We start from the raw sequence: 18,124 nt of genomic DNA on the forward strand, positions 1-18,124 counted from the left end.
CGCGTCTACCGCCACCCCGGGTGAGTCGACGTATCAATTTCACACCTTCGCTTCGTCTCGATTTTTCATCCGGGCTCATTCCCCACCGCAACAACCGGCTCCAGGACCCGAACGCCTCACAGTAACGGGGCATGATTCGTACACCCCGGGAGTTCTGTCCCTGTAGTCGTACTTTGCGGACATATCGTTACCGTAGCGTGCCCGAATACCTTGTTCCGGTCGACCGGATCGGAAATTCGGTGACGACGCCCGGTCGGCTCGGAAATTCGGGACACCGCGGAGCAGGTTCAATCATGCCCGCCCCGCCGGGAGCCGCTCATGAGCGACCCGCCGACGCGTTCGACACGCCCGACATATTCCAGCACACCGTCCCGGCGGCGGACCAGGTCCCCCGTCCGGTACAGCCGTCCACCACCACCGGTGGCGACGAACCTCGCGGCCGTCTCCGCGGCGGCGGCGTAGTAACCCCGGGCCAGTTGCGGACCGCCGATGTACATCTCGCCGACGGTGCCCGGCGGTACCGGGCGCAATTGCTCGTCCAGGAGATACACCCGGTCGTTGGTGACCGGCCGCCCGCCGACCGACCCCACGGTGATCACACCCGTCTCGTTGTGGCCGTACCAGATCACCAGTTCCGCGCCGGGCAGCAGCGTGATGAACCGTTCGACACCGCCGGGCGGGAGCGCCGCGCCGTCCACGACGACCCGCCGCAGGCTCGGATGCGCGGCGCGGCCCCCGCCGTCGGTCACCGAATCGAGGAACCGGTCCAGCAGGGACGGGACCACGTGCACGATCGTCACCTTGTGGGCGGCGATCGAACGGGACAGGTCGGCGGCCCGGCCCGGATGGTCGGGCATCAAGATCTGGGCACCGTGGTGCAGCGGCCGGAACAACTCCCACAGCGTGATGTCGGTCACAGTCGGCGCCGCGTGCAGCACCAGATCGGACGAATCGTAGGGATGGCTGCGCTGCGCCCGCCGCAAGCGCTCGACCAGCTGCCGGTGCGTGCTCGTGACACCGGCCGTGCCGCCGGGGACGTACCGGATATCGGCGAGGTCGTCGGCGGCGACGGGCGGGAAGGCGGCCGGGTCGGTGGGCAGGTCCAAGTACAACAGATCGATGGCGACCACCGAGATACCGGTGCCGGTGGTGACGCCCTCGTCCGAGGTGCTCAGCACACAGATCGGAGCCGCGGTGGCCAGCAACTCGTCGACTTCCGCGGCCGGACGGCCGGGATCGACCGGCACGTATCCGCCGCCCGCACGCAGTACCGCGCACACCGCGACCACCAGGTCGATACCCGGTCGCATGGCCACGGCGACCAGGGTCCGGTCGCCGACGCCGAAACGGATCAGTTCCACGGCCAGCGCCCGGGACTTACGGTCCAGTTCGCTGTAACCGAGCACCCGCGCCCCCTGCCGCACGGCCGGGACCGTGGGGGTCCGGCTCACCTGTTCGTCGAACAGCGACAGCAGGGTGCTCTGGTCGTCACGCGCGACCAGATCCACGATCGGAGACATGTACGCGGTCGTCTCCACATCGGGGATCGGCCGCAGGAAGGCGGTGGGCTCCGGGTCGGCGGTGAGCCCCGGGTCGGCGGTGAGCTCGGGCCCCGGTGCGGCCGCGGGGGCCGCGGGCTTCGAACGCTTCAGGGTCCAGTCGCGGGGCTCCGACGACGCCGTCTCGTCCCGAAGGGGTTGCGGCCGTCGCCGCGGCAGGGCCGGCGGGAGCTCGACGGGCGCCGATTCCACCTCATCGCGAGGTTCGCGCCGCGGCAGCACGGCCGGACCCGGGTCGGCCGCGGTTCCGGCAGCGGGGCCGTCCGATTCCACCGCGGAGCGGGCTCCGCGCTGCGGCAGCGCCGGCGCACTCACCGAGCCGGACTCGGTGCCGGCGGGCGCGGGTCGCGTCTCGGCGGCCGGGCTGCGCACCGGCAGCGGATCCGATACGGGTCCGCTCTCGGTGGACACAGGCTCGAAATGGGCTGCCACCGAATCGGCGTCGGGCTGCGCGTCGCGCCGGGACCGGCGCTGCGGCAACGGCACCGACGCCGGCTCGGATGCCCCGGCCGGTTCCGGTTCCGCGAGCGAGCCGCTGTCGTGCCGCGGGACGCGCCGAGGCAACCCCGGAACCGCGGCGGCTTCGGGCGAATCCATCGCTGTACCGGGGCGTTCCGGTTGGCCCGCGGATCCGGACCGGCGGCGGGGCAGCGCCGGCGGCGGGGGCTCGACGGCATCCACCGGCTCGACGACAGCTCCGCCGCCGTACCGGGGCCCGGCCTGCGCCGCCGAGGGGTCGGCGGCCTGCTCCGATACCGGCTCACCGGCAGGCCCGCTGTCGTGCCTGGACCGGCGCTGCGGCAGGGCCCCTGATCGCGCGGCCGGTTCCGGACTCGCGGCGCCGGGGTCCGAATGCGACGGTCCCGGGCGACGCTGCGGCAGCGAGGCCGAGCCCGGGTCCGCCATCGCCGCGGGGTCCGCATCCGGTCGCGTGCGACGCTGCGGCAACGAACCCGAACCCGAATCCACCACCACAGCCGGATCCGCATCCGGTCCCGGGCGACGCTGCGGCAACGAACCCGAACCCGAATCCACCACCACAGCCGGATCCGCATCCGGTCCCGGGCGACGCTGCGGCAACGAACCCGAACCCGAATCCACCACCACAGCCGGATCCGCATCCGGTCGCGAACGGCGCTGCGGCAATGCGGCCGGTGGGGCCGTCACGGACGAATCGCTCGGGCTCGCAACAGTTTCGGGTTCCATCGGGGGCGTGGTGTCGCGCTGCGGGAACGCGGTCGCCTCCGGTTGGGCGGGCACACCGGCCCCGCCGACCGGCCGGCGTTGCGGGAGCCCGGCTCCGGCCGCATCGGCGTCCATACCCGGTGCAGCCGTCGCGGGTGTCTCGGCACTCGGAGTCCGGCGCCGCGGCAGCCCGCTCGAGGCGGGTCCACCGGCCGTGTCCGGAAGTGGATCGGCGGCGGCCGCGGGTTGGGCGTGACGCCGCGGTAGCGCGCCACGGCCCGGCTCGGGCGCCGCGGCACCCGGTACGTCGGTGACCGGGCGCAGCAGTGAGGTGACCTCCGCGTCCGGTACCGGTTCGGACATATACGCGGACTCCGGCTCGGCCGCGAGCTGCGGCTCGGACTGCGGCCCGGACACGGGCGCCGGCAAAGGCGCGGGCGCGGGTTCGGCGTGCCCGACATTCGGGCGCAACCCGTGTTCGGCGAGGCCGCCGAGCGCGCGAACCCAGTGCTCGGCGAAGGTTTTCACATCTTCGCCGGCGAAAACGTCGGTCGCGTAGTCGAACCTGCACAGCAGACCGTCGTCGGTGGCGTCGACGGTCAGCGCCAGCGGCACTCCGTCGGCCGGGCCGTCGGTGTGGACCCGGGCCGGGCGCAGGTCCCGGTAGCGCAGGGTGAGCCGGCCGGATTCGGCGGCGGCGAATTCGGCGGTGGTCTCCGGGTTCAGGTGACGCAGCAGCGCGTAGCCCGCGCCGCCGTCGGGCACCGACCGGTAGAGGTCACGGATCTGGACCAGCGCGCGTCCCGCGGCGGGCCCACCGACCAGTGCCTCGGTGGTATCGATATCGACGATCCGGACCGACAGCGGGAATTCCGTGGCGAAACCGCCGACGAGGTCGCCGGTGCCGTTCGCGAACGACCGGGCGTCGGCGTCACAGCGCACCAGGGACCCGATCGCGCGGGCGACTTTGCCCTGTGCACCGGTGTGCAGGGCGACGGCGACGGCGGTCAGCAGTACCTCGGGCACGGTGGCCCCGTAGGCGCCGGCCGCCGCGGTCACCGCGGCGGTGCCCTCGGCGGTGATGGCCAGCGAGACCCGGCGGCGGACCCGGAGATCGGCGGTCCCGAGGGGGGCCGCGATCTGCGCGCCGGCCAGGTTGCGCCGCCACCATCCGGACTCGTCCAGTAGTTCGATCGAGCGGGCGCGCGCGTCCAGGGCGTGCACCAGTTGCGGCAGTTTGGTTTCGGGTGCGGCCGCGGCGAGTTCGGCGCCGTCCCAGCCGGCGATCAGCTCGTCGACGATGATCCGCCACGAGCGGTCGTCGACGGCCAGTCCGTTGGCCACCACCACGAGCCGCCGATCCGGTTCGGTGCCGGTGACGACGAAGTGGATATTGCGGCCGGTCACGGGGTCGAGCGCGTCGGCCGCCGCCTGCACCACATCGTCGGTGGCCAGGGTGTTCTCACCGGATTCCGGCCCGAGCCACCAGTACTGGCGTTCGCCCCGCTGCTCGCGCGGCGGAATCCACAGGACGGGCGGCCGGTCGCCGGTGCCGAGCCGGGCCGACAGCATCGGATGCCGGGCCATCAGCGACCGCACCGCGGTTTCGGTCGTGCTCAGTGGCCGGCCGGCCGGTAGGTCGAGCACCACCGACCGGACCTCGACCCCGGGGACGGGATTGTCCAGCAGCCGGGCGGCGGTGGGAGTCGCGGGCAATTCACCGGTGGTCTCCGGCGCGGCGCCGGTGAACGCGACCGGCGCATCGGCGGCGGCATCGGGCAAGGCGGGTTCGGCCGCCTGCGGTTGCGGTTCCGCCGGTGCGGTTTCCGCGATATCGCGCGCGCCGGGGGGTTCGACGAGCGCGTCCGTAGCCCATGGGCCCGGGTCGGGTGGCAGCGGCGCGATCTCGTCGGGGTCCGGGAGTCCGGTCCGATCGGGTTCGCCGCTGCCGGTCGCCGGGATCTGCTCGACGGCCACGAAAGCCGACGGCACCAGGGCCACGGGCAGGGTCTGCGCGAGCGCGGCACGGATTCGGGCGAGGTCGGGCTCGGTCCCGGCCTGCTCGGGAACGATGTAGGCGACCAGGCGGGCGCCGGGGCGAGCGGCCGACGATACGGCCGGACCGGTGCCGCGGGTGAGTACCGCGGCGTCGGCGATACCGGGCAGGACGCGCAGCGCGGCCGCGATCGCGGCGGGGCGGACCCGGTGGCCGCGGTAACCGAACTGCTCATCGGTACGGCCCAGGTAGTCGAGTCGCTGCGGGGTGGTGGCGGTGGCGTCGCGCCAGCGCACCAGGTCACCGGTCCGGTACATGCGCTGGCCGTAACCGAAGGGGTTGGCGACGAACCGGTCCGCGGTGACGCCGTGCCGGCCGAGGTACCCGCGAGCGAGCTGGTCACCGGCCAGATACAGCTCACCGGGCACCCCGGGCGGGACCGGCCGCAGCCGCGAATCCAGCACGTACACCCTGGTGTTCCACTGCGGCAGCCCGATCGGCATCGAACGATCCGCGGACCCCGCGGCCGGCCAGGAGGTCGCCGACACCGCGGTTTCCGCCGTCCCGTACAGGTTCTGGGCCCGGGCACCGCAGCGTTCCCGCACCGCCCTGGCCGTTTCCGGCGCCAGCGGACCGCCGGTCACGAACACCTCGCGCAGACTGCGCACCGGGCCCGGATCGGCGTGCTCGGCGAAGGCGGCGAGTTCGTCGGGCCCGAAATCGGTGACCGTCACCGCCCGCGCGGCGATCGTCGCGGCGATACGCTCCGGGTCCTGCGTCCCGGGCGGGGCCAGGGCCAGTTCCGCGCCGGCGCGCAGCGGCAGGAAAGTACCCCAGAGCGAGGTGTCGCGGGTCGGCGGATTCTGCTGGAGGTAGACGTCGGTGAAACCCATCGGGTACTGGGCGAGCATCAACGTGATCTGGTTGTTGATCGCGCTGTGCGAGAGCACCGTCAGCTCCGGCCCGTCCGATGCCACCGAGGCGCACAGCAGGTAGGCCGCGTTACCGGGACGTACCCGGCGAATCAGTTCCTCCGGGCGCACCGGATCGGCGGAGTGGCGGGCGAGTTCTTCGGTACCGGTCACCAGGATCGGTGGCCGCGGCCGCGTGGTCGTTTCCACCGCCGCCGCCAGCCGCGCTTCGTCGGCCGGGGCCGCCAGCACACAGGCCGGTCCGGCGATATCGATGACCCGCGCGTTCCAGCCGGCCGGATCGTCGGGGTCCAGCGGCAGGCAGACGCCACCGGCGGTCAGTACCGCGTAGATCGCGACCAGCAGCTCGGTGGAGTTCCGCAGCGCCACGCCCACCGGCGTCTCGGTGCCGACTCCGGCCTCGATCAGCCGCCGTGCCAGCCGGTTCACCCGGGCGTCGAATTCCTGATAGGTCAGTTCGGCTTCCGCGTCGGCCACCGCCACGGTATCGGGGCGGGTGGCGACGGTGCGGCGATAACCGTCGAGCAGCAGATCCGGCGCGACCGGGTACCGGGTGTCGTTCCAGACCACCAGCAACCGATCGAGATCGGCCCGGGACAGCAGGTCGATTTCCCCGACCGGACCGTCCGGATCACCGCCGGCGACGGTGAGTACGCGCTGCAACCGGCGCGCGAATTCGGTGACGGTGGCGGTGTCGAACCGGTCGACGGCGTAGTGCAACGCGGCCGCGATCCCGTCCGGTGCACCGTCGGGCGCCCGGTGCGGGTCGATCACCAGCCGCAATACGCACTCGGCGGACGAGTTCGCGATCGCGATCGGCTCGGTGGACAGGCTCGGCATCTCCAGCCGCGGAACATCGTTGTGCCGCAGCGAGATCGCCATATCGAACAGCGGCGCACCGACGCCGATCGCCGCGTCCAGGATCTCGAAGGGCAGGTCCGCGTGGGCGAACGCCGCGCGATCGGATTCGGCGACCCGCGCGACCAGGTCGAGGAAGGACTCCGCCGGATCGATGCGGGTGCGCAGGACGACGGTGTTGGCGTAGGGGCCGATCGCGTCGTCGAGTTCGCGCTCGTCGTGCCCACGCACCGAGCTGCCGAGCACGATATCGGTGACGGCGGCCGAGCGGGCCAGCAACACAGCGAACGCCGCCCGCACCACGATGAACTCGGAGACCTCACCCCGCCGGGCGATATCGGCGATCCGGCGATGGGTGCGGGTGCCGATCTCGAAACCGTGCACGCCGTAGCCCGTAACGCCGGAGCTGCCGGTGGCGACCGGAATCTCCAGCCGCGGCGGCAACCCCGCCAAGTATTCGCGCCAGAACGCCAGCCGCGCCGCGGCGAGCGATCCCGGATCGGTGCTGTCGCCGAGTACGGCCTGGCGGTTCAGGAAATAGTCCAGATACTGCACCGGCAGCGGCTGCCACAGCGGCCGCGACCGGTTGCGCCGGCCCAGGAACGCCCGCAACAGGTCCCGCAGCAGCAGACCGGCCGATACCTCGTCGGCGAGGATGCGGTGGACCACCACCGCGACCACATGCTCCCGCGGGCCGGTCTCGGCCAGCGCGAACCGCACCGGCACCTGGTCGGGATCGGCGACATCGAAATCGGTCCGCGACAATGCCCGCAGCCACTCGGCCAGTTCGGCGGGCGTGACCGGTTCGGCGACCACCTCCGGGACCGCCCGTTCCCGCGGCAGCACCACCTGATGCGGTGTGCCGCCGACCTCCGGGTAGACGGTGCGCAGCGTTTCGTGCCGGTCGACCACATCGGCGACAGCGGCCTGCATGGCCGTCGCGTCCAGGGTGCCGGTCAGGGTCATCGCGGCGGTGAAGGTATCGGCGCCTTCTTCGGGAGTGAACCGGTTGCGCTCCCACAGGCGCAGCTGCCCCGGCGAGAGCGGAATGGATTCCGGCCGTGGCGCCGCGGCCGGACGGTCGTCCGATGCCGCTACCGGTTGCGGCGCCGGAGGTTCCTCCGCACGCCGTGCCGCGCCGGCGGAGTCGGGCCACAGTGGGCTCGGGGCGTTGCTGTCCCGGGCGCCGAACGGGAAATCCGAGGCCCCGGGCTCCGGGCGGGTGGCGGGTAGCACCGCCGGGCTCGGCCCCCGGGGCCCCGGCGCGGCCGCACTCTCCGGCATGTTCTCGTAGAACGCCAGCGCGTCACCGGCCGCCCGGAACGAACTCCCGTGGGAGGGCTGCGCCTCGCTCGGTACCGGCAGTTCCCGGCCGCCGATCGGCCGGCTGTCGGCCTCCGGATCCGCCGGGTCGTTCGCCTCGGTTCCGGTGGGCGAAGGCTCCGCGGCCCGGGCGCCGCGCGCGCCCAGCGGATGTGAGCGGTCGGGCATTTCCAGGTAGCCGCGACCGGGCAGTTCCATATCACGCCGCTCGGAGGCGAGCCTGCTGTCCGCACCGGGCAGTCCGCGTACGGGAGCCGGTTCGGGGGCGTCGGGTTCCTGCCGGGCCGGGCCGTAGCCGTATCCGGCGAAGGTATTCGCCTCGGCCGGCTGCTCGGGTTCGGCGTGCGGAAGGCCGGGCTGCGCGGGCGCAGCCGCGGTTTCCCGGATCGGCAGGCTCTGCTCGAAGTCGGCCGGCGATTCGGGGAGCGCTGACTCCGGCTCCGCGGCGGCCTCGACAACGGCGAGCGGCGGTATATCCGGGTCGCTCGGCCCCGTGACGTCCGAGAGCTCCTGTTGGACAGCCGGCAATTCGACGCGGCCCATGAATTCCATCTCGCCGTCGCCGGTGCGGCGCACCAGATCACCGGTGCGGAAGAGCCGGGAACCGTCGTCGGCGTACGGGTCGGCAACCAGCAATTGCGCGGTGCGCCCGGGCCGGCGGTGATAGCCACGGGCCAGTTGCGGACCGCCGAGATACAGCTCGCCCACCGCACCGTCGGGCACCTGCGCGAGCCGGCCGTCCAGGATATGGGCCGTCACCCCGCGGATCGGGGCGCCCACGGTCGGCGCCCCGCCGGGGGTCAGCGCGGTGCTGATGCTGGTCATGATCGTGGCCTCGGCCGGCCCGTAACCCTGGTACAGCACCCGGGTCGCCCCGCCGGCGACGGGAATCGCCCAGCGCGCCACCGATTCGGGCGGGCACGGCCGGCGCCCGGCGACCACCACGCCCAGTTCGTCGAGCCCCGTCGGGTCCATCACCTCCAGCGCTTCCGGCGTCAGGTAGGCATGGGTGACACCGGTGCGGCGCAGCAGTTCGGTCAGTTCGTCCGCCGTCGACACCAGCGGGGAGACGACCACCATGGTCGCGGCGCCGCCGAGCGCGAGCAGCAGTTCCAGTACGGCCGAATCCGAGGGAAGCGGCGCGAAGTGCAGCGTGCGGTCCTCGGGTTCGACCCGGAAGCGGCCCTGCTGTTCGGAGCACAGATCGGACAGGCCGGCCTGGGTGACCACCACACCGTCCGGCGAGGCCTCGCCGTCGCTGACATAGCTGACGTAGGCGGGATGCTCGGCCCGCAGCGGGCGGATCCGGTCGGCGTAGGTGACCGGCTCGGAGGAGAACTGCTCCAGCGCGCGGGCGGCGCCGACCGTGTCGACCTGCAACCATTCGATCTCGTCGGGGAGTTCGTTGCGAACCCAGGAGACCGCCAGACCGTAGACGGCACCGATATCGACCAGCAGATGCGCGATCCAGTTCGGCGGATAGGCGGGATCGATCGGCACGAACCCCGCACCCGTCTTGGCCACCGCCCAGACCGCCAGCACCGCGTCCAGCGAACGCGGGATGGCCACGGCCACCAGATCCTCCGGACCGATACCGCGCGCCATGAGCGACCGCGCCAACCGGCTCGACCAGGCGTCCAGATCGGCGTAGCTGACCTGCTCCAGCGGGCCGGTGCCGTCGGCGAGGACGAGCGCCGCACCGTCGGGATTGGTTTCGACAGCGTTCGCGATCAGCTGCGGAAGGGTGGTCACGCGGGGCCGCCGGGTTCGGTGGGGCCGGGTCCGGACTGGCCGCGTCATACCGTTTTCGCCCTCCGGAGGTGGTCACACCGCTGACCGACTACCGCATCCATCTGTCCGCCTCGCCTGCCTATCGCACTTCACCGCCGCGCCCTACCGTGCCGCAGCTTGGACAGCAGCCTGCCACAATGCGCCGGTACCCGGTATGGCACCCGGCAGGTTACCGGTCGGGGCCGCGCACAGCTACACCCCGCGCAACCCGGCCCCGGGTCCGGCCGGCGCGGCGCGGCCGGACCCGGCCGCGCCGAAACAGTCCGCGGCCCCCGGGAAGTCGCCCCTGCCCCACTGTCAGCCCAGCAGCGTGGGCAGGTCCAGCACCGTGCCGACACCGGACCAGGCCACGCCCGGCGCGTCCTGCTCGTCGAGGACGAGCGTGGTCAGATCCTCCAGTGCGCCGGGGTCGAGTGCCGCCAGACCGGCGCTGTCGGACCACAGGTGCGTGATCCACTCACCCGCCGGCGTCGCGTCCGGCAGCTCTGCCGGAAGCAGCACCACCGAGGCGCCCGCGGCACCGGCGGCCACGGTTTCCAGTACCGCCGCCGGACTGTCGCCGCGGCCGGCGCGGTAGGTCCTGGCCTCATAGGTGAGGCCGGTGACGGTGTGCACCCGGTTCACCGCGGCAGCCAGCTGGTCGTAGCTCACCCGCCGGCCGGTCCCGTCCACCACGACCAGATCGCTGCCGCGCAATGACCGTGCCCGGTGCGCGTAGGTGACCGGCCGCGGCGATTCGGCGGCGATCTCCGCGGCGAGCGCCGGATCGTCGAGCAGCAGCCATTCGAGGTGCGGTGCGGCCGGTGCCCGGCCCACGGCCAGTCCGGCCGCGACCGCCAGCTCCGCGGCCGCCGCGACCGCCAGGGCATCGGCGGGCACAAGCGTGGCGCCCGCCTTCAGTACCGCCCAGGTCGCCACCACCGCGTCCACCCCGCGTTCCAGCGCACTCACCACGCCGGTACCCGGACCGTATCCGCGCGCGAGCAGCACCCGCGCCAGTCGCGAGGACCGCGCGTCGAGCTCGCGATAACTCACCGCCGCCTCGCCACACACCACCGCGGGACCTTCCGGATCGTCCTCCACCGAGGCGCCCAGGGTCTGGGCGAGCGCGGTTCCCGCGGTCGCGGCCGGTACCGACTGCTCGGCGGGAGGAAGTGCGCGGGAGCGCTCGGGTGCGTCCGAGTAGTCGATATCGCCCACCGGCATCAGTGGATCGACGGCGACCGCGGTGAGCGTCCGCCGCAGCCGGCGGCCGAACGACCGCACCGTCTCCTCGTCGAAGAGGTCCGCGGGATAGGTCAGCACGGCATTCAACTCACCGGGCGCACCGTCGGCGTCGTGGCCGGGAACGATATCTATCCGCAGATCGAAGGTGGCGGTGAGCTCTCGGCAATCCAGCGACCATACGGACAGACCCGGCAGTTTCAGCGCGACCTGCTCGTCGTGCCCCACCGTCAGCAGCGCGGAGAACAGTGGATTGCGCGCGGTGGACCGCTCCGGAACCGCGGCCTCCACCACCTGTTCGAACGGGATATCGGCATTGTCGAACGCCGCCAGGCCGGTTTCCCGTGTCTCGTCGAGCAGTTCGGCGAAGGGCCGGGTGGCGTCGACGCGCGTGCGCAGCGCGAGGGTATTGGCGAACATACCGACGAGGTCGTCGAGCGCCCGCTCGCCCCGGCCGGCGACCGGGGTGCCCACCGCGATGTCCTCCGCGCCGGTCAGCCGGTGCAGCAGCACGCTCACCGCGGCGTGCAACACCATGAACAGCGTGGCGCCGCGGTCACGGGCGAGCCGGTCCAGTCCCTCGTGGACTTCGGCGGGTACCGCGAAACCCGTGGTGCCGCCCCGCGTCGAGGGCATCGCCGGACGCGGCCGGTCCAGCGGCAGTTCCGGTTCCCCGGTCGCGCCGCGCAACCGGTCGCGCCAGTACGCCGATTGCGCTGCCGCGACCGAGTTCTCGTCGGCATCCTCCCCGAGCACCGCGCCCTGCCAGATCGCGTAGTCGGCGTACTGCACCGACAGCGGCGACCAGCGCGGTGATTCCCCGCCGACGCGGGCCAGGTACGCGGTCATCAGGTCACGCGCCAGCGGTGCGAGCGAGGCCGGGTCGGCGGCGATACGGTGCACGACCAGCGCCAGCACATGCCGGTCGGGGCCGGTGGTGAGCAGCAGCCCGCGCACCGGGACCTGCGTGGTGACATCGAAACCGGCCGCCAGCAATTCACCGATCCGGCCGAGCGCGTCCTCGGTGGTCTCCGACTCCAGACCGCCGCGCAACGCTTGGGCCACCGGCAGGATCTCTTGGTACGGCAGTCCGTCCGGACCAGCGGGATAGCGGGTGCGCAGCACCTCGTGCCGTTCCAGGACGTCGGACAGGGCGTATCGCAGCGCGGACGTATCGAGCGCGCCGTCGAGTCCGATGGCGAGCGGAATGTTGTGGACCGCCGAATCCGGGGCGAGCCGGTCGCCCGGCCACAGCCGGTACTGCCGCGGAGACAATGGGATCCGTTCGGGCCGATCGACCCGAGCCAGCGCCGGTCGCTCCACCTGCGGGACGACCCCGGGAACCACCCGCGCGGCCAGCGCGGCCACCGTCGGCGCCTCGAACAGCACGCGTACCACGAGCTCGGCCGACAGCGCCTCGTTGATCCGGGCCACCGCCCGGGTGGCGGTCAGCGAATTACCTCCGAGAGCGAAGAAATCGTCCGCGGCACCGACGAGTTCGGCGCCCAGCAGGTCGGCGAAGACACCCGCCACCACCGTCTCCACCCGACCCACCGGGGCGGTGTAGGGCGCCCGGCCGGCCACCGCCGGAACCGGTAGCGCGTCCCGGTCGAGTTTCCCGTGCGGGGTCAGCGGCAGTTCCTCGACGATGACCAGCGCCTCGGGAACCATGTATTCGGGCAGGAATTCGGCGACCTGCTCGCGCAGCAGCGCCGGATCGAGGACGACCTCCTGCTCCGCGGCGGGCACCGCATAACCGAGCAGCCGGTCCCCGGCCACTTCGTCGGTACGCACCAGCGCGACCGCCCGGCCCACCCCTGGGCAGCGCAGCAGGGCCGACTCGACCTCGCCGAGTTCGATCCGGAACCCCCGCAACTGCACCTGCGCATCCCCGCGACCGGCATACTCCAGATCGGCGCGGCCACCGAAAGCGGCCCAGCGGCCGATATCACCGCTGCGATACATCCGTGACCCCGGCGCACCGAACGGGTCGGCGACGAATCGGGTGGCGGTGACGCCCGGACTGTCCGGATAGCCGCGGGTCAGCTGCCGCCCCGACACATAGATCTCGCCCGGTACACCGACCGGCGCCGGGTGCAGGCGCTCGTCCAGCACGAACGCGTCCAGACCGGGCAGCGCCCGGCCGATCACGCCGGCCGGGTTGTCCACCAGCTTTTCGTCGAGTGCCAGGAACGAGGCGTGCACGGTGGTCTCGGTGAGGCCGTACATGTTCACCAGCCACGGCCCGTCCGTCTCGGGGCCGCCGTGCCGTTCGTACCAGCTCCGCAGCCGGCGCAGATCCAGCGCTTCGCCGCCGAACACCACATAGCGCAGGGCGAGTGCGCCGGTGCCGTCGCCGTGCGCGAGCCGGTCGGCCTCCGCGAGTCGATAGAACACCGATGGTGTCTGGTTGAGCACGGTGACCCGTTCGCGGATGAGCAGTTCCCGGAACCGTTCGGGCGACCGGGCGGCCGACCGGTCCACCACCACCACCGATCCGCCACTGGCCAGTGCGCACCACAGTTCCCACACCGAGAAGTCGAAGGCGACCGAATGGAACAGGGTCCACACATCGGCGTCGTCGAATTCGAACAGCAGCTGGGTGTTGGCGAAGAGTTCCACCACGTTGCGGTGCGCCACGGCCACCGCCCTGGGCACACCGGTGGAACCGGAGGTGTGCACGACGTAGGCCAGGTTGTCCGGGCGCAGCGGGCCCCGGCGCTCGGCATCGGAGACCGGCTCGGTGGAACGGTTCACGGTGTCGGCGAGCAGGATCACCGGCACGTCCACGGCCGGGACCGCGTCACGTTCGGCGGCGGTCGTGAGGACGGCGACCGGGCGGCCCTCGGCGAGCACGAAGTCCAGTCGCTGCCGCGGGAAGGTGGTGTCGATCGGGAGATAACCGGCACCGGACAGCAGCACACCGAGCAATGCGACCGGCAACTCCTCGGTCCGCGGCACCGCCACGGCCACCAGGGTTTCCGGGGCCGCCCCGGCGGCGATCAGGGCGCGTGCCACCTGATACGACCGGCTCAGCAGTTCCGCGAAACTCAGCACGGTCCCGCCGGACCGCACGGCCGGAGACCGCGGCCGCAGGCGGGCCTGGGCCTCGATGAGGTCGACCAGCGTCACCGCCGGCACCCGGACCCCGCCGCTGTTCCATTCCCACAGCACCAGATCACGTTCGCCGGGGGCGAGCAGATCGATATCGCCGACGATCCGGTGCGGATCGGCGGCCACCGCGTGCAGGATCCGCAGCAGCCGGTCCGCGTGGTCGCCGAGCGTGGACGCGTCGAACAGGTCGCTGGTGTAGGTGAAGGTGAGCCGCGCCTCGGCGCCGGTATCGAGCAGGTCCACCCGCAGGTCGAGCATGTCCGGCAGGCGGGCGGGCGCGTCCGTGGTGGCCAGCAGTACCCGGAAGGGCGGCTGCCCGGCGGCGGTGCGCACCGTGTCGATCAGTTGTCCCAGCCGCTCGGTGCCGCGGCCCCCGGTCTCGAAGAGCGCACCACCGGCGAGGCGGGCGGTGCCGAGCAGTTCGTCGAAGCGCAACGCCGGATCCAGATCGGTATGCAGTACCGACAATCCGGCCGCGGCGTGCTGGGTGCTGAACGCCCCGACCGCGATATCCCGATGCCCCGACAGCCGGGCCAGCAGAATGGCCAGCGCCGCCTGTATCACGGTGAACGCGGTCGTCTCCTGAAGCGCCGCGATATCGTTCAGCGAATCGAGCAGGTCGATATCCAGCTCCCGCGTCACCTGACCGCAGCGTCCGGACGGGGCGGCCGGGCGCGGTCGATCGGCGGGCAGCTCGGCGCGGCCGACGAGCATGCCGGGGGCCCGCCACCAGTCCGCGGCCGGGGTCGGTCCGAGTTCCGCGGGCACCGCCAGCAACTGGCCCACGAGCGCGTGCAGCAATACGGAAAGGGCGCCGGCCGCGGATTCGTCGATGAGTTCCCGGCGGTACCACAGGCGCAGCAGCAGTCGGTCCGCCGGCTCCGCCACCAGTGTCACCGGGTAGTGGGTGAGGGCACGGGAGGTCGGCTCCAGCACCTCGAGCCCGTCGAGGCCACCGGCAACGGTCGGGCGTGCCGCGCCGACCGGGTGTGCGTCGTAGGCCAGCAGGGTGTCGAAGAGGGCCGCCGCGCCCGGCGCCGTATCGGCGGCGCTCAGATGGTGATGGTCACGCAGGGCATGCTGTTCGGACCGGATGCGGGCCAGCAGATCCCGCACGGTCCACCCGGGTTCGAAACGCACCCGCATCGGGAGGGTGTTGGCGAACAGACCGGCCATCTCGCCGACGCCGCTCAGCCCGGACGGCCGCCCGGCGACCACGACACCGAACACGATGTCCCGGCGGCCGGTCAGACCCGCCAGCAACAGCGCCCACAGCGCCTGCACCACGGTCTCGACCGTCACCCCGGCCGCGGCCGCGTACGCCGCCATGGCGGCTGTCTCGACATCGCCGAGCGCGAGATCGACCTTCCCGATCCCCGTTTCCGGTCGAGTGGGCGGGGCGAGCACCGGAGCGAGTTCGGTCGGCCGGGCACCCCGCAGCACCTCCGCCCAGCGGGCCCGGCCGGCTGCGGTGTCCTGCCGCGCCAGCCACCCCAGATAGTCGCGGTAGGCCGGAGGCGGCGGCAGCGCCGCCGGGTCACCGTGGCGGGCATAGAGGGTCAGCAGATCCGCGAGCAGAATCTGCGCCGACCGGCCGTCCAAGAGCAGCTGGTGCGCGGCCAGCACGAGATGGGTACGGCCGGATACCGTGCGATACACCGTGCACCGCAGCAGCGGCGCGGTATCCAGCGCGAACCTGGTGAGCCGTTCGCTCTCCAGCAGTTCCGGTATCTCGTAGTCGCCGACATCGTCGGACACCAGCCACGGCACCGTGACGGCCGCGGTCACCAATTGCACCGGCGACCCGTCGGCGGCCGTCACGAACGCGGTGCGCAGGACCGGATGCCGGTCGACGAGCCCCTGCGCGGCCCGGTGCAACCGGTCCAGATCGATGACGCCCCCGAGTTCGACGGCGAGCAACATCACGTAGTCGTCGGGACCACCCGCCGTGAACTGGGAATGGAAGAACAACCCCGCGCCCAGCGGCGCGAGCGGCAGCACATCGATCAGGCCCGGGTGCTCCGCGCGCCAGGTATCGAGCTCCTCCTGCCCGACGCGGACCAGCGGCAGATCCGAGGGAGTCAGGCCGCCGGCCGCCGGGTCGGCGATATGCCGGGCGATGGCGTTGACCGCGGCCAGCCATTCGTCGGCCAGCTCACGGACCGCCGGCTCGTCGACGATTTCGGCGGCGTAGGCGAACGAGGCCGTGATCCGGCCGTCGCCGCCGACGACGGCTTCGATATCGATCACCGTCTCCGCCGGCATATCCCGGTCGAAGGCGGTCGCGAACCCGCCGAGTTCACCGAGGGGCCGCCAGGCCGTCTCGTCGTCACCGGGTACCGCGAACCGGCCCGCACAGGCGAAACCGATCTGTGCCAGGGGCCCGTCGAATTCACCGGGGTCCGACCGGCGCAGCAACCCGAAACCGAGCGGCCGCGGGAGGGCCACCAGCTGTTCCTTCACCGAACGCAGTAGCGCGGCGGTCACCGGGCCCGCGGCCAGTGCGGCCCGGGGGTCGATATCGCCGAGGTCCAGAGCCACCGGATATGCCGTATCGAACCAGCCGACGGTACGGGTGAGATCCGCCCCGGGCGGTAACGATTCCGCGCGTCCGTCGCCGAACAGCCGGACCCGGGTGGTCGCGCAGTCCACCCCGCGCCGGGACCGCCAGTTCCGCACCGCCAGGGCGAGTGCGGCCAGCAGCGGACCGTCGGAATTCGTGCGGTACAGCACCGGTACCTCGGTCAGCACCACCTCGGCGATATCCGCCGGCACTTCCACCGCGAACCGGTACACCGACGTGTGGGTATCGATGGTGGGATCGATCGCCCGCGCACCGAGCAGCGGGTCCGGGGTGGCCAGCACCTTCCGCCACTCGGCGAGCGCGGTATCGCGGTCCGGTGGCGCGACGGGTTCGGCCGCCGCCTGCGCCCAGCGCCGGAACGACGTGGTGACCGGGGGCAGTTCGGGACGCCGCCGACCGGCCACCTGCACCCAGGCCCGAGCCAGATCCGCCAGCAGGATCTGCCAGGACACATTGTCGACCACATAGTGGTGCACAGCGAGCAGCAGCGCATCGCGAGCGCCCGGACGGCACAGCCGGGTCGCGGCGACCATCCGGCCACCGAGCGGATCCAGCCGCGCCACAGTCGTTTCCCTCGCCGAACCGACGATCGCGGCAACCTCGGCCGGACGGGTCCCCGCGGGCACCTCGACCTCGGCGAGCAGCCAGCTCTCCCCGACCGGCCCACTGTCGGGAACCTCCCACCGGTACTGCCCGTCCTCGGCCACCAGCCGCGCCCGCAACATATCGTGCCGCTCCACCACGGCACCGAGGACCGCCGCCGTCCAGGCCCGATCGATCCCCTCCGGCAACGCCAGCACCGCGGTCTGCGCGAAACCGGAATGCACACCACCCGCCAGGTACTCGGCCAGAATCGGGGTCGGCGGCACGGCACCGATACCGTCGGCCGGGATCGGCGGAGTATCCTGCTGCCCGAACCCGCGCGCATACCCACGCCGGGTCAGGTGTTCGGGTAGTCCCGCCGGACCCGGCGAAACCGCGTCGCCTCGGAAGCTACGCCAGTTCTCCGCCGGCCCCCCACGCTCGAACGGCCGGGCCGAAGGTGACAGACCCTCCCCCGGCCCACCCGCGAGCCCGGCTTCGGGCCGCGCATCGCGCGCCGCCGCGTCCGTCGTGGCAGGCGGGACCACATCCCCCGCGAACCCACGCGAAGGTTGCGGCAGCGCACTCCGATCGAGCGCAGTGTCTCGCTGCTGCGGAACCTCTCCGCGCCCCGGCCTACCGTTTCGGGGTACCGCTCCGGGCACGAACTCACCGGACCGCTCCGGCGGTACCGCACCACTCCCGCGCCCACGGGCAGAGCTCGGCCGCACCCCACCCCCCGGCCCCCGCGAGCGTTGCGGCAGCACCACTCGTTCGCTCTCGCCGGCCGAACCCACCGGCACCGCACCACCCCCGAGCTCAGGCGCGGATCCCGGCCGCACGCCTCGACCGACCTCACCGCCCGGCACCGGCGGCACCTCACCCCCCGGCCCCCGCGAGCGTTGCGGCAGCACCACTCGTTCGCTCTCGCCGGCCGAACCCACCGGCACCGCACCACCCCCGAGCTCAGGCGCGG

At 72.5% G+C, this 18,124-nt stretch carries 2 protein-coding genes; both read right to left on the reverse strand.

What is annotated here, in order from left to right:
• Positions 1-287: 287 nt before the first annotated feature.
• A complete protein-coding gene (locus AB0H42_RS05050; protein ID WP_357049979.1) occupies positions 288-9,605 on the reverse strand; it encodes an AMP-binding protein in 9,318 nt (3,105 codons plus the stop codon).
• A 336-nt stretch (positions 9,606-9,941) separates the two neighbouring features.
• On the reverse strand, positions 9,942-17,435 hold the full coding sequence (locus AB0H42_RS05055) for an amino acid adenylation domain-containing protein (RefSeq protein ID WP_357049982.1): 7,494 nt from the start codon (positions 17,433-17,435) through the stop codon (positions 9,942-9,944).
• Positions 17,436-18,124 lie beyond the last annotated feature (689 nt).

Origin of the sequence: Nocardia sp. NPDC050799 (assembly GCF_040654015.1) — a bacterium.
Lineage (GTDB): Bacteria > Actinomycetota > Actinomycetes > Mycobacteriales > Mycobacteriaceae > Nocardia.